This is a genomic window from Providencia sp. PROV130 (assembly GCF_028482225.1).
GTDB lineage: Bacteria > Pseudomonadota > Gammaproteobacteria > Enterobacterales > Enterobacteriaceae > Providencia > Providencia rettgeri.
The window spans coordinates 25,513-38,600 of the sequence record NZ_JAMPQC010000006.1 but is presented as its reverse complement, the minus strand read 5'-3'; the positions used below and the strand labels follow the sequence as shown (position 1 = coordinate 38,600).

Below are 13,088 nucleotides of genomic sequence, written 5' to 3'. Positions count from 1 at the left end.
AGCACCGCTCAAATAATAGCGGTGCTATTTTTTATTTAAAACTGCCGTATAGGCTACCTACAACCCCGACTTAATCTATATTCAAAGCAATTCACGTTATCGCGTATCTATTTCCCACTGTGTTATTACTTAAACGATCCCAGTTTCCCAATTTATACGAAACAATGTTAACTAGCTCAAAGTTTTCATTGAATGGTATTTAAAAGGTATTATTAAATGGTATTGTCATTGCTGTACCCTACAATACCTATAATTAGCCGTATAAAGGAATGAAAGATGAAAAAAACAACAGCAAAACTCTCATTCATGATGTTCATTGAATGGTTTATATGGGGGGCTTGGTTTGTTCCCTTATGGCTATTTTTGAATAAAAGTGGCTTCACCCCCTCTCAAATAGCATGGTCTTACGCCTGTACAGCCATTGCTGCAATTATCTCTCCCATCCTTGTAGGCTCAATTACTGACCGATTTTTTGCCGCGCAAAAAGTCCTGGCAGTACTGATGTTTGCAGGGGCAGTCTTTATGTTTTTCGCAGCTCAGCAAACTGAATTTTCTAGCTTTTTCCCTCTACTCTTGGCGTACGCATTAACTTATATGCCAACCATTGCGCTCACCAATAGTATCGCTTTTTCCAATGTGGAAGATGTGGAACGTGACTATCCTCGTATTCGTGTAATGGGGACTATCGGCTGGATTGCATCAGGCATTGCATGTGGATTCTTACCTTCCATGATGGGCTTTGGTGATATTTCTGCGACTAATATTCCGCTCTTAGTGACAGCCGCTAGCTCCGCTTTACTGGGCTTTTTTACCTATTTCTTGCCAGACACCCCACCAAAAGGAACTGGCAAAATGAGTATTAAAGTCATGCTCGGATTGGATGCCATTGTGCTGTTAAGAGACCGTAATTTCTTAGTATTTTTCGTGTGTTCATTCCTCTTCGCCATGCCTTTAGCCTTTTACTATATTTTTGCTAACGGCTACCTTACTGAAGTTGGAATGAAAAATGCCACGGGTTGGATGACCTTGGGGCAATTCTCTGAAATCTTCTTTATGCTTGCTTTGCCCTTCTTTACTAAACGTTTTGGTATCAAAAAGGTATTACTTTTTGGTTTAATCACTGCAGCTATTCGCTATGCTTTCTTTATCTATGGCGATGCAGACCACCTATTCACCTACGGATTACTCTTCCTCGGTATTTTATTACACGGAGTTAGCTACGATTTTTACTATGTCACCGCATATATTTATGTCGACAAAAAGACGCCTGTGCATATGCGAACAGCGGCTCAAGGCTTAATTACTCTCTGTTGCCAAGGCTTTGGTAGCTTACTGGGTTATAGCCTAGGTGGGCAAATGATGGAAAAACTTTTTTCTTACGGCGAACCTGTCAACGGCCAGACCTTTAACTGGGCCGGTATGTGGGGCTTCGGCGCTGCTATGATCGTCGTAATCACGGTTGTTTTCATGTTGATGTTTAAAGAGTCGAGCCGTGATATTCAAGAAATTGATATTAATAAAAGTGGCATAAAACCCACATCCAATTAGTTAAGCAATCATTAATTAAACGCCTTTATTGACCGACTGCCAACACATAAGGGCGCTGTTTTTAGCCAAAATTGAAGGAATTATAATGAACAAAGAGAACCGTATTTTAGGCACGTTTTATGGCCAAGCCTTAGGTGATGCAATGGGAATGCCTTCTGAATTATGGCCTCGTTCTCGTGTTAAAGCACATTTTGGTTGGATAGACCGCTTCTTACCTGGGCCAAAAGAGAATAATGCAGCTTGCTACTTCAATACGGCAGAATTTACAGATGATACCTCAATGGCGCTCGCACTTGCGGACGCGATTATAGAATGTGATGGCAAAGTGAGTCCTGAACTTATTGGCCGTAATATTTTAAAATGGGCAGAGCAATTTGATGCCTTTAATAAAAATGTCTTAGGGCCGACCTCTAAAATTGCATTAAAGGCAATAAAACAAGGGACTCCGATTTCTCAGTTAGAAAACAATGGCATGACAAATGGTGCCGCAATGCGAGTTTCCCCACTCGGTTGTTTGCTGCCAACGCATTCTATTGATGAATTTATTGATGAAATTACACTCGCCTCATCGCCAACGCATAAATCGGATGTGGCAATTGCGGGGGCGGTCGCTATTGCTTGGGCAATTTCTAAAGCGATAGATGGCGAAAATTGGCCGCAAATTCGCGACCAATTACCTGCTATTGCGAAGCTAGCACAAGAAAAGCATGTCACAACCTTTAGCCCATCAATAGCTGCACGTATTGAACTTGCTTTACACACGGTGAAAAACACGATTGGCGCCGAGCAAGCAATGGAACAGCTTTATCAACTCGTTGGCGCTGGTACGAGCACCATTGAGTCAGTTCCTGCCGCCATTGCTATGGTTGAATTAGCGGAAACTGATCCCAACCGCTGTGCCATTCTGTGTGCTAATTTAGGGGGAGATACCGATACCATAGGGGCAATGGCCACCGCCATTTGTGGCGCCCTCCATGGCGTTGATGCCATCGATAAACAGCTCAAAAAACAATTAGATGATGTGAATCAACTTGATTTTACACAGTATAGCCAAGCCTTTATGGCATTGAGAACTGCAAGAGAAAAAGCTTATGAAAACTGCTGAACTTATTGCCCATCTTCCATTGCAAGCGGAGCATCGTCCTGTCTGCCTGATTGGCGCTGCCGTTATTGATGTGATTGCAGATGCATATTCACTGCCTTATCGCGGAAGTGATATCGAATTGCACCAGCAAAGTGTCAATATCGGTGGATGTGCTCTGAATATTGCGGTGGCCTTGCAGCGTCTTGGTATCCAGTCTCTCAATGCATTACCTATTGGGCAAGGTGTATGGGCAGATATCATCCGCAACCAACTCAATAAAAAAGGTGTGAGTTCCGTTATAGAAACGAATAAAGGTGATAATGGCTGGTGTTTAGCCTTGGTTGAACCCGATGGAGAAAGGACATTTCTTTCAATTAGCGGTGTAGAAAACCAATGGGAACGCCAAACCCTAGATGAATTGCGAATTACATCTAACACTATCATCTATCTTTCTGGCTACCAACTAGCCGCAAAATGTGGCGAAACTCTGCTTTCATGGCTGGAGTCGCTCTCCGATAACGTCACTTTATTTATCGATTTTGGCCCTCGGATCGCCGACCTTTCGAAAACACAATTATTACGATTAATGGCTTTAAAACCAATCATTTCGTTGAACCGCCAAGAAGTCGAACATATCGTCACATTATTCCCTGATATCGCGCATCAAGGAATGGATACAGAAGCATTAGCCAATATTTGGCATTCTCAATTTTTAGTTCCCGTGATTGTTAGAGTCGACAAAGAAGGCGCGTTCTTTCAAGAAAGTGGTCGTTCATCAGGCTGGGTGGCACCATTTGAAACCACCGTTGTCGATACCATTGGAGCAGGAGATAGCCATGCAGGAGGCGTGATTGCGGCATTGGCGTCCGGCTGGGCACTAGAAGACGCCGTGTTACTCGGAAATGCTGTCGCATCCTATGTAGTTAGCCATCGCGGAGGGGATTGTGCGCCTTCGTCTGAGCAACTCACCGCATATTTACAGCAATATTAATCATCAGAGAAAAAAGAGGCCTAGCCTCTTTTTTACTCTTCAGAGACAAATACATACATATCACTGCGACACTGATTAAAACTGTATTCAATGGGCACATTTTTATGGTCGAAAGCCACCTGCTTAATCACTAAAACAGGTACGGTCTTTTCCAATTTAATGTGCGTTTGAAAGTCTTCATCTGGCATTCGAGCACTCACCTTGCTCTTTGTTCGTGTAGGATAAATATTTTGGCTGCGAAAATAATCGTACAAAGATAAGCCAATATCATCGACATCACCAATCAGCCCAATAGGAACATATGACTCCTCAATAGAGACCGGCTGTTCATCCACATAGCGAATACGTTTTAACATAAATACATCACTATTGATGGGGAGCGCTAGTGACTCTGCCACCTCCTGTGAACAAGGCACGATACTTTTATTGACCCAAAGTGTGTTTGGTTTTTTTCCAAGTAAAACAACTTGTTGTGAAAAACCTTTAGCTTCTTTGAGTGAATACTCAAACTTATCACTAATTTGGGTGCCATAACCTTGTGACCGAATGATAACGCCTTCTTGTTCAAGTAACTCTAACGCTTTTCGAACGGTAATACGTGACACCCCTGTCTGCTGACCTAATTCCCTTTCACTGGGCAGCATATCACCTTGATGCAAAACCCCTGTTCGCACAGCAAATTTAACTGTTTCAGCAAATTTTACATATAAAGGTGTATTGTCTATTTCAGCAAGACGGGTGCAAAGTTGTTGGATCAGAGATAAATGCGCATCATTCATATTGAGTTAGTCACCTAAAAATCGCAGCAATAATCAATAGTACCACTATCCATAGATTTATTGCAGGCAATTGAATTAGATAAATTTATTACCAATGAAAAACAGAATGCTACAGGGTACTATTTCTGGTGAGGTACACGTTTTTCTCTGATATAAGTAAAGTCAATTGCTGTTGATAACCATCCAGTGTTTCTTTCGATAATATCGCCAATGCGCGGTAAAAATCGCTGTTAGCCGAATCTATCAACACTTCGAGAAAATGTGCCGACCAAGGTAATAAGTGCCAAGCGAGCAACTCTTCTAAATCCGCTCTGCGATTTTGCTCAGCCAGCCAAGCCGCTAACATCAAAATCAACCCAAAGTGGTCTTCAGGCTCTTTTTGTGTCGTTACGGGTTCAACACCTTTAATACGCATCCACTGACGCAATTCAACGGTTGAGTCGCCAAAAACAATCTTTTCTTTATCTAGCCAAACCGAACCCCAAGGGGGAGCAGGTAAAGCATAAGGCCCAATAAACAAGCGCTGCCATGCTTCACTCAGTGGTTCATTCCCCTGAGCACTGGATTGCAAAAGCTGGCTAATTTTTACTAAGGAAGGTAAAGCAAATGGCCATTCGTTATGCCAAGTCGGCTCCTGTAAAATCGCGATAATTTCTGCATTGTTTTCATTCTCTGGGGAGAAATAAAATAAAGATCCCAAAACTCGTCCTGTCACTGCGACGTGTTCAAGAAAGTGCGCTTGTTGCATATTGATTGTCTCTGAAGTTATCAGCGCAGGGAAATCACATCCTGCGCTGAAAGGTTTACCAATTAAGCCACAGCCATGCCGACTGTCATATGTAAACCATAGAATAGCCCACGACCGATAAATTCACCAACCAGTACCAACACGGTACCAAGAAGTAAGCTCAACACCGAAGGCTGATTTTGCCGCACAACAGGTAAAATCCATAACAACAGCCCAAGGCTTGTCACCACAATACGTACCACTTGTAAAACACCAAAATCAGGGACTAAATCCACGGCTTTCTGTACTGAGGTGGTGATCAGCGCAATCTCACCACTTTGCAGTAGTACTGATGCAATAGTCACGATATAAGCAACGACGCTAATTGCCGCTAATTTACCACTATTAAATGGAAATTTAGCCACGCGTAATAGCAAAGTACCTAAAATTGGCCCCACAACAAACAGAGTCATAAAGAAACCGATAGTGGTATGTGGCGTGTTCCATGTCGGTACTGTGCTTATTATATAGACTCGTGTCATTGCCCAAACAAATAGCAATCCCATCAACATGGTGATGATTAACCACACCTTATCGAGTCCTGTTGGCATCTTTTTGATTGCGGATAACAACCACCATAAGCCACCTAAAGCAAAGAAAATAGAGCCGAATAACACTTCGTTACTCAGTGACGAGGCAAATACACGGTTCATCGAGTTAAATGCACGCATCGGTGAGCCCATATGCATCATAGAAGCGAGAAAACCTAAGCCCATCAATACCCATAATGCCAACATCGCATTCACAATACGCTGTTTTTGGGGTTTATCGTCTGTCGATAACCATGCAAGCCCGGTTACAATCACACCACCTGCAATACTTTGGCCTAATACCGTAAATAAAATTAGCGGCCATTCATGTAATCCATTGCCCATGTTATACCTCCCGAGGATTGGCTAAATGGCCTGTCGTATCATTGACAGGGCGACTATTGGCATTTGGTTTAATGACAAGATTGGGCTTGGTATAGTGCGCTTCAGGTAGTGGCGCAATCTCGGCCAAATTGCCATGTTTTTCACGTAATTCATCAATGGGGCCAAAGTCTAATGCACGCAATGGGCAAGACTCGGCACAAATCGGTTTTTTACCGACCGCAACACGCTCATAGCAACCATCGCACTTGGTCATATGCCCTTTTTCGCTATCAAATTGCGGTGCACCATATGGGCAGGCCATATGACAATAGCGGCAACCAATGCACACGCTTTCATCTACAACAACAAAGCCATCTTCACGTTTGTGCATCGCGCCGCTTGGGCACACTTTGACACAAGCAGGGTCTTCGCAGTGGTTGCATGAAATCGACAAATAATAACTAAATACGTTTTGATGCCACACACCGTTATCTTCTTGCCAATCTCCCCCTGCATATTCATAAATGCGCCTAAAATTCACCGCAGGAGATAAATTTTTGTAGTCCTTACACGCTAACTCACATGTTTTGCATCCCGTACACCGTGCGGAATCAATATAAAAACCATATTGTGTTGTCATGATTTATCCCCCTATACCCTTGCCACTTCAACCAAATTACTGTGTTGCGGATTACCTTTCGCTAACGGTGACGGGCGTTGAGTCGTCAGGACGTTTAGGCTACCACCATGGTCCACCTTGTTTTCATCAGGCGCGTACCAAGCCCCTTCCCCCATTGCGACAACGCCTGGGATGATGCGTGGAGTCACTTTGGCAGCAATCTGCACTTCCCCTCTATCGTTGTAAATTCGCACCATGTCGCCATCTTTAATATTGCGACGTTTTGCATCAATAGGGTTGATCCACATCTCTTGTAAACAAGCCGCCTTGATCACATCAACGTTACCGTAGGTGGAGTGAACTCGTGATTTATAGTGAAAACCACTCAATTGCAGTGGGTATTTTTCGGTGAGCTTATCATCATGGCTTTCAAAGCCTGGGGAATACATTGGGAGTGCTGATATCAAATCACCTTCCGCTAGCGTCCATGTTTTCGCAATATCCGCTAAGCGAGATGAATAGATCTCAATCTTTCCTGACGGGGTATTTAATGGATTACCAATAGGGTCTTCACGGAAGGCTTTGTGTGCCACAAAATGCCCTTGCGGGTCCATTTTTTTATAAATTCCTTGCTGCTGGAATGTCTCAAAATCAGGTAGCTCAGGTAACTTTTGTCGTGAGATTTCATACAAATGGCGTAGCCACTCTTCTTGGGTTCGCCCTTCGGTGAATTTCTCTTCAACGCCCATGCGACGCGCAATTTGTGTACACATTTCATACACTGTTTTACTCTCAAAACGCGGTTCGATAGCTTGGCTGGCGAAAATGACATACCCCATATTACTGGCGGCACCATCCAAACAAAAATCCATTTGTTCAGAGGCGGTGCAATCTGGTAGGACTAAATCCGCATATTTCGCTGAGGCGGTCATATGGTTATCAATCACTACTATCATTTCGCATTTTTTATCATCCTGAAGAATGTCATGCGTTTTATTAATATCAGAGTGTTGATTAATTAAGCTGTTGCTGGCGTAGTTCCAAATAAACTTAATCGGAACATCCAGTTTATCTTTGCCGCGTACGCCATCATGAGTTGCGGTCATTTCTGGGCCGCGCTCTATTGCATCAGTCCATAAAAATACGGAAATGCTTGCTTTGACTGGGTTTTCTAACGTTGGCATCCGCTCAAATGGAATATCATAATTCCCTTCACGAGCCCCTGTATTACCACCATTGATGCCAACATTACCGGTTAAAATCGGTAACATCGCAATCGCACGTGCGGTTTGTTCACCATTCGAATGACGTTGCGGCCCCCAACCTTGGCTAATATACGCAGGTTTTGCAGAACCGATTTCACGCGCGAGTTTAATGATTTTATCAGCCGGAATACCGGTGATCTGCGCAGCCCATTGTGGTGTTTTTTCTACGCCATCATCCCCTTGGCCTAAAATATACGCTTTATAGTGGCTGTTTTTCGGGGCATCTGCTGGCAGGGTTTTCTCATCATAACCTACACAATATTGGTCTAAGAAGGGTTGATCAACCATATCTTCAGTGATCAACACATGGGCGATCCCTGCCACTAATGCGGCGTCTGTTCCTGGGCGGATTGGGATCCACTCATCTTCACGCCCTGCTGCTGTATCAGTATAACGCGGGTCGATCACTATCATTCTTGCATTAGAACGCTCACGAGCTTGTTCTAATTGATAAGTAATCCCACCACCGCTCATACGGGTTTCTGCAGGGTTGTTACCGAAGAGAACCACCAGCTTTGAGTTTTCGATATCGGAAACGCTATTACCCGCCCCGCTACCATAGGTATACGGCATTGCACAGCTGATTTGTGCCGTACTGTAGGTTCCGTAATGGTTTAAATAGCCGCCCATACAGTTCATCAAACGGGCGATGGGTGAATTCGCTGGCGGCCATGAACGTGCGACTGTGCCACCTAATGTGCCAGTACCATAGTTCAAATACACTGCTTCATTACCATAATCGGCAATAATTCGTTTTAGGTTACCACTGATTAGATCGTAGGCTTCATCCCAACTGATTTGTTTGAATTTACCTTCACCACGCGCCCCAACGCGCAACATTGGGTATTTCAAGCGGTCAGGGTTATAGACACGACGGCGCATTGAGCGACCACGTAAACAGGCTTTAACTTGGTGATTATTGCCGTAAACATCATCTCCGGTATTATCGGTTTCGACATATTTGATTTCACCATCAACCACATGCATACGCAGTGGACAGCGGCTCCCACAGTTAACGGTACATGCACTCCAAACTATTTTTTCTTCAGGTATGGCTGTTTTGGGTGTTATTTCACTGGTTTCAGCAACACTATTAAAAGGTAAACTTAGCGCTCCACTTGCAAGTGCGAGTCCCCCGACGGTACTGGTTTGCATTAGCTTCCTGCGGCTGATCTCCGATTGGAGTACTCCCTCAGATAATGCTTTACTCATATCTGCCTCACTTTACATTGCTTCAGCGTTTTAAAATGGTTTTCTGAAATTTATTTTTATCTTTAATTTACTTATCTACTCTCAATGACCATTCTATCGCTGAGGCTTGGTAGGGCATTTGTGCACGATCAATAATCCAATACAAAGTGTATGGTTTTTATCTATTCATAATCATTAAACAGCATTGAAAATAAAATCATCCCAGTTTTTATCATTAAAAATTAATTTAATTAAAATAAATATAGCGAAGTTATTTCTTTAAATTAGTTGATTTAACTATTTCAAAGTCTTTTTATATACCTATTATTTTCTGCTTAATACATTGTGCCATTCGCTTCTATTGTGCAAATGAACAATCAAATTAACAATTAGCCGTATAATAAACACAGCTATCTTCACATTATTTTAATGGCACTTCCCTACTATTAAGATTACCTCCAACCACAGCCAATCATATATATCACATCATATCTAAATTAATTAGATACATTCCTTCTAATCAATCGGTATTATTAATAGGACTGTAAAAATGAAAATAAACATATTATTAGATTTAAAGAATAATTTAGGGGAAGGCCCTGTTTGGGATACGCAACAGCAACGCTTATATTGGATTGACAGTTTAGATGGTCGCGTATTTTCCTGCACAGAGCGTGGAACTGAAATTAAAAGTTGGGATGTTAGGCAAAAAATCGGTTCAATGGCTTTATGTAAAGATGGAAACGCCGCAGTCGTTGCACTCGAAAAAGGAATTTATCTCCTTGATTTTACTACGGGTGAAACAAACCTTTTACATTCACCGGAAAGTGATAAACCCCATAATCGATTCAATGATGGAAAAGTTGATAGACAAGGACGCTTTGTTGTTGGCTCAATGGATATGCAAGAAGAGACCGCGTCGGGTGCGTTATATCGGCTAGATACGGACTATTCCCTTCATAAAATTGAACAAAATATCATTGTCTCGAATGCGCCTTGCTGGTCACCTAAAGGCGATATTTTCTATTTCGCCGATACATGGACAGGTGAAATATGGAAATACGATTATGACGGCTCAACAGGCAATATTAGTAACCGCCAAACATTTTGCGCCGTTGACACGTCATCGGGTGGGGCTGCTGATGGTGCGACCGTTGACAGTGAAGGCTATCTTTGGAATGCCCTTGTTTATGCAGGAAAAATCGTTCGATATAGCCCTTCTGGCGAGATTGACAGAATTATCGAAATGCCTGTTAAGAAAGTCACCAGCGTCGCTTTTGGTGGTGAAAACTTAGATATTTTATATGTCACATCAATGGCAAGACCACCATTACCTCGCTTTCCTGAAGATGGCCAATTACGCGGAAGTGTCTTCTCTATACATAATCTTGGTGTAACCGGTATTCCTGAAAAACGATTTGGGGGTTAAATAACGTTTAAATCACAAGTGAATATCACGGGTTCTCAAATTATTATACTTATAAAAGAGCTGCAATTATGATTAAAAATAACGCTTCAAATCATAAAATATCATTTAAAAAAATACACCGTTTCTCATGGGTTTCATTATTTGTTTGTTGGCTTATTTGGTTATTAAATGCTTATGATAGAGAAATGATATTAAGGCTAGGCCCTGTTATTTCTCAGGAATTTAATTTAAGCCCTGAAGAATGGGGGAATATTGTTGCTATTATTATGATAGCCCTCGCTATTTTAGATATACCCGGTTCAGTTCTCAGTGACCGATATGGTTCGGGCTGGAAACGCGCCCGTTTTCAAGTTCCTTTAGTATTAGGTTATACCGCTATTTCATTTATTTCTGGTTTTAAAGCCATTAGCCATAACTTAACCTATTTTATCCTATTACGGTTTGGAGTGAATCTCGGCGCAGGTTGGGGTGAGCCGGTTGGAGTAAGTAATACGGCAGAATGGTGGCCGAAAGAAAAAAGAGGTTTTGCTCTCGGTGTACACCATACTGGATATCCCATCGGGGCTTTATTAAGTGGCGTTGTAGCAAGTTTTATTATTTCTGAATTTGGGGAAGCGAACTGGCGATATAGCTTCTTTATACCACTCGTGGTCGCGCTGCCTATTATGATTTTTTGGGCTAAATATTCAACCGCCGCACGAATTTCAATATTATATGAACATATTGAAAAATCAGGCATGACCAAACCCGCAGAAAGTAGTAGCACCCAAGTACAAAAAGGCCAAGGTGTTAAAATTTTTCTCGCCACATTAAAAAATAGAAATATTGCACTAACAGCAGGGAACACATTATTAACTCAGATTGTTTATATGGGGATCAGCATGGTATTGCCTTCCTATTTATATCATGTCTCTGGGTTATCTTTAGCCGCCTCAGCAGGGCTGAGTATTATTTTCACATTAACAGGCGTGCTCGGGCAAATTATTTGGCCTTGGTTATCCGACATTCTCGGTAGAAAAAGAACCTTAATTATTTGCGGTTTGTGGATGAGTATTGGTATCGCTTTATTTTACTTCGCAACGTCAATGCCAAAAATTATCGCGATACAACTGTTCTTCGGCTTGGTAGCCAATGCCGTTTGGCCAATTTACTACGCCATGGCATCTGATAATGCTAATGACCAATCCATTTCGACTGCAAATGGTATTATCACCACATCCATGTTTATTGGGGGCGCATTATCACCATTATTAATGGGTTGGCTAATTAATCTTGGGGGCGGCTGGAATAGCTCTTTAGGTTATATTTATACCTTCTTTGCGATGGCTGGCTGCGCACTACTTGGTGTCATATTACAGCTCTTTACTACCCACACATCACTGCATGAAAGCCATACATCAGGCGAATAAGTCACCTTAAATAAGGTTGTTTAGACACATAAAAAATCCCCTTAAACGAAAATTTACTAAAACGTTTAAGGGGAAACATAGAAACCAACCTAATCTAGTGACTTTTTTCTTTTAACAGCACTCAAAACTGGCAATTACGCCGTTAACCCACCATCTAAGACCAATGTTTGCCCTGTTAAGTATTGGCTGTTATTACCAATCAAAAATTCAACTAGCTCTGCCACTTCTTGAGGTTGCCCTAAGCGACGTAAAGGGATGTTTTGGCACATCGCTTTTAATTTAGTTTCAGGCATTGCGCGGGTCATATCACTATCAATAAGCCCCGGAGCAATACAATTCACACGTAATCCAAAACGCCCAACTTCATGAGCCAATGAGCGCGTCAACCCCATCATCGCCGATTTACTTGCTGCATAAGCTGTTTGGCCAATATTGCCTTTTAACCCAGAAATTGATGACATCAAGACGATTGAGCCACTCCCCGCCATCAACATGGCAGGTAATAATTTACGGTGCCAATTCATCACGGAAATGACGTTGTTCTCTAGCACATCTCGCCAGATTTCAGCATCTTGATGAATATGTAAGGCATCCCTAGTGATACCTGCATTATGAATAATCGCCGTAGGCGCTCCAAATTGTTCCAATAACGAGCGAGAAAGCGCATCAACTTGTGCTTCATTCTTACCATCACACGGGGATCCTTTCACCCATGTATCTAAATCGGGGTTTTCAAGGTTCGCTTGAGTTTCATTAACACCATCAACGCTACGCCCAGTAAAAACCACATTCCAGTGGCGTCGCAATTCGCTAACTAGTGCGAGCCCAATTCCTCGGCTGCCCCCCGTCACGAGTACCCATTGATTATTTGCCATATTAAGATTTCGACTCCTTATCAATATGTTCACACAACGCTTTCACCGAAATTTCTGGATGTTCTAGGAAAAATTCCGCATCTAAAGCAACATTAAAATCACGTTTAACCAGCACCATCAGTTCAACATAATCTAAGCTATCAAACTCTAACTGGACTAAAGTCATATCCGCATTCAGCTCTTCTGCTTCTAAATCTTTTGCGTCACAGATCATGTCACTAATTTTGGTATAAATTTCTTGATATTGGCTCATTTGT

12 protein-coding genes are annotated in these 13,088 nt (G+C 42.3%); 5 read left to right on the top strand and 7 right to left on the bottom strand.

The window, feature by feature from the left end:
- The first annotated feature begins 276 nt into the window (after positions 1–276).
- The 3 genes from PSF28_RS05915 (at position 277) to PSF28_RS05905 (ending at position 3,623) form a co-directional block, all read left to right on the top strand.
- Complete coding sequence (locus PSF28_RS05915) at positions 277–1,548, top strand: nucleoside permease (RefSeq protein WP_272684779.1); 1,272 nt, start codon at positions 277–279, stop codon at positions 1,546–1,548.
- Positions 1,549–1,633: 85 nt separating this feature from the next.
- Positions 1,634–2,653 (top strand): ADP-ribosylglycohydrolase family protein, encoded by a 1,020-nt coding sequence (locus PSF28_RS05910; protein WP_004907711.1) that lies wholly within the window; start codon positions 1,634–1,636, stop codon positions 2,651–2,653.
- Positions 2,640–3,623, top strand: coding sequence for a PfkB family carbohydrate kinase (locus tag PSF28_RS05905; protein ID WP_109912770.1), 984 nt, complete (start codon positions 2,640–2,642; stop codon positions 3,621–3,623). Before PSF28_RS05910 ends, PSF28_RS05905 begins: the two co-directional genes overlap by 14 nt.
- A 32-nt stretch (positions 3,624–3,655) precedes the next feature.
- Here PSF28_RS05905 and PSF28_RS05900 read toward each other — a convergent pair whose 3' ends face one another.
- The 5 genes from PSF28_RS05900 to PSF28_RS05880 form a co-directional block, all read right to left on the bottom strand.
- Positions 3,656–4,402, bottom strand: coding sequence for a GntR family transcriptional regulator (locus tag PSF28_RS05900; protein ID WP_047757123.1), 747 nt, complete (start codon positions 4,400–4,402; stop codon positions 3,656–3,658).
- A 109-nt stretch (positions 4,403–4,511) separates the two neighbouring features.
- Complete coding sequence (gene dmsD / locus PSF28_RS05895; RefSeq protein WP_272684778.1) at positions 4,512–5,150, bottom strand: Tat proofreading chaperone DmsD; 639 nt, start codon at positions 5,148–5,150, stop codon at positions 4,512–4,514.
- A 62-nt stretch (positions 5,151–5,212) separates the two neighbouring features.
- Complete coding sequence (locus tag PSF28_RS05890) at positions 5,213–6,064, bottom strand: DmsC/YnfH family molybdoenzyme membrane anchor subunit (RefSeq protein ID WP_272684777.1); 852 nt, start codon at positions 6,062–6,064, stop codon at positions 5,213–5,215.
- A gap of 1 nt (position 6,065) precedes the next feature.
- Positions 6,066–6,683: a DMSO/selenate family reductase complex B subunit gene (locus tag PSF28_RS05885; RefSeq protein WP_004907698.1), complete on the bottom strand. Its 618-nt coding sequence runs from the start codon at positions 6,681–6,683 to the stop codon at positions 6,066–6,068.
- Positions 6,684–6,694: 11 nt separating this feature from the next.
- A complete protein-coding gene (locus tag PSF28_RS05880) occupies positions 6,695–9,139 on the bottom strand; it encodes a DMSO/selenate family reductase complex A subunit (RefSeq protein ID WP_210837177.1) in 2,445 nt (814 codons plus the stop codon).
- Between the two features lie 529 nt (positions 9,140–9,668).
- Between PSF28_RS05880 and PSF28_RS05875 the strand changes: the two genes are divergently transcribed.
- Both PSF28_RS05875 and PSF28_RS05870 read left to right on the top strand, forming a co-directional pair.
- Positions 9,669–10,547, top strand: a complete 879-nt coding sequence (locus PSF28_RS05875) for an SMP-30/gluconolactonase/LRE family protein (protein WP_210837178.1) — start codon at positions 9,669–9,671, stop codon at positions 10,545–10,547.
- A 68-nt stretch (positions 10,548–10,615) separates the two neighbouring features.
- Positions 10,616–11,956, top strand: coding sequence for an MFS transporter (locus tag PSF28_RS05870; protein ID WP_210837179.1), 1,341 nt, complete (start codon positions 10,616–10,618; stop codon positions 11,954–11,956).
- 134 nt (positions 11,957–12,090) lie between these two features.
- On the opposite strand, the gene PSF28_RS05865 is transcribed toward PSF28_RS05870, so the two are convergent.
- Positions 12,091–12,831 carry an SDR family NAD(P)-dependent oxidoreductase gene (locus PSF28_RS05865; protein ID WP_210837180.1) on the bottom strand — a complete coding sequence of 247 codons (741 nt, stop codon included), beginning with the start codon at positions 12,829–12,831 and terminating at the stop codon, positions 12,091–12,093.
- Between the two features lies 1 nt (position 12,832).
- The gene (locus tag PSF28_RS05860) at positions 12,833–13,084 is read right to left on the bottom strand and encodes an acyl carrier protein (protein ID WP_210837181.1); all 252 of its coding nucleotides are present in this window, start codon (positions 13,082–13,084) and stop codon (positions 12,833–12,835) included.
- Positions 13,085–13,088 lie beyond the last annotated feature (4 nt).

Bases quoted from the DNA above. Each gene is read 5' to 3' on its own strand.
- PSF28_RS05915 (WP_272684779.1), top strand. From the start codon at position 277: ATGAAAAAAACAACAGCAAAACTCTCATTCATGATGTTCATTGAATGG.
- PSF28_RS05910 (WP_004907711.1), top strand. From the start codon at position 1,634: ATGAACAAAGAGAACCGTATTTTAGGCACGTTTTATGGCCAAGCCTTA.
- PSF28_RS05905 (WP_109912770.1), top strand. From the start codon at position 2,640: ATGAAAACTGCTGAACTTATTGCCCATCTTCCATTGCAAGCGGAGCAT.
- PSF28_RS05900 (WP_047757123.1), bottom strand. From the start codon at position 4,402: ATGAATGATGCGCATTTATCTCTGATCCAACAACTTTGCACCCGTCTT.
- dmsD (WP_272684778.1), bottom strand. From the start codon at position 5,150: ATGCAACAAGCGCACTTTCTTGAACACGTCGCAGTGACAGGACGAGTT.
- PSF28_RS05890 (WP_272684777.1), bottom strand. From the start codon at position 6,064: ATGGGCAATGGATTACATGAATGGCCGCTAATTTTATTTACGGTATTA.
- PSF28_RS05885 (WP_004907698.1), bottom strand. From the start codon at position 6,683: ATGACAACACAATATGGTTTTTATATTGATTCCGCACGGTGTACGGGA.
- PSF28_RS05880 (WP_210837177.1), bottom strand. From the start codon at position 9,139: ATGAGTAAAGCATTATCTGAGGGAGTACTCCAATCGGAGATCAGCCGC.
- PSF28_RS05875 (WP_210837178.1), top strand. From the start codon at position 9,669: ATGAAAATAAACATATTATTAGATTTAAAGAATAATTTAGGGGAAGGC.
- PSF28_RS05870 (WP_210837179.1), top strand. From the start codon at position 10,616: ATGATTAAAAATAACGCTTCAAATCATAAAATATCATTTAAAAAAATA.
- PSF28_RS05865 (WP_210837180.1), bottom strand. From the start codon at position 12,831: ATGGCAAATAATCAATGGGTACTCGTGACGGGGGGCAGCCGAGGAATT.
- PSF28_RS05860 (WP_210837181.1), bottom strand. From the start codon at position 13,084: ATGAGCCAATATCAAGAAATTTATACCAAAATTAGTGACATGATCTGT.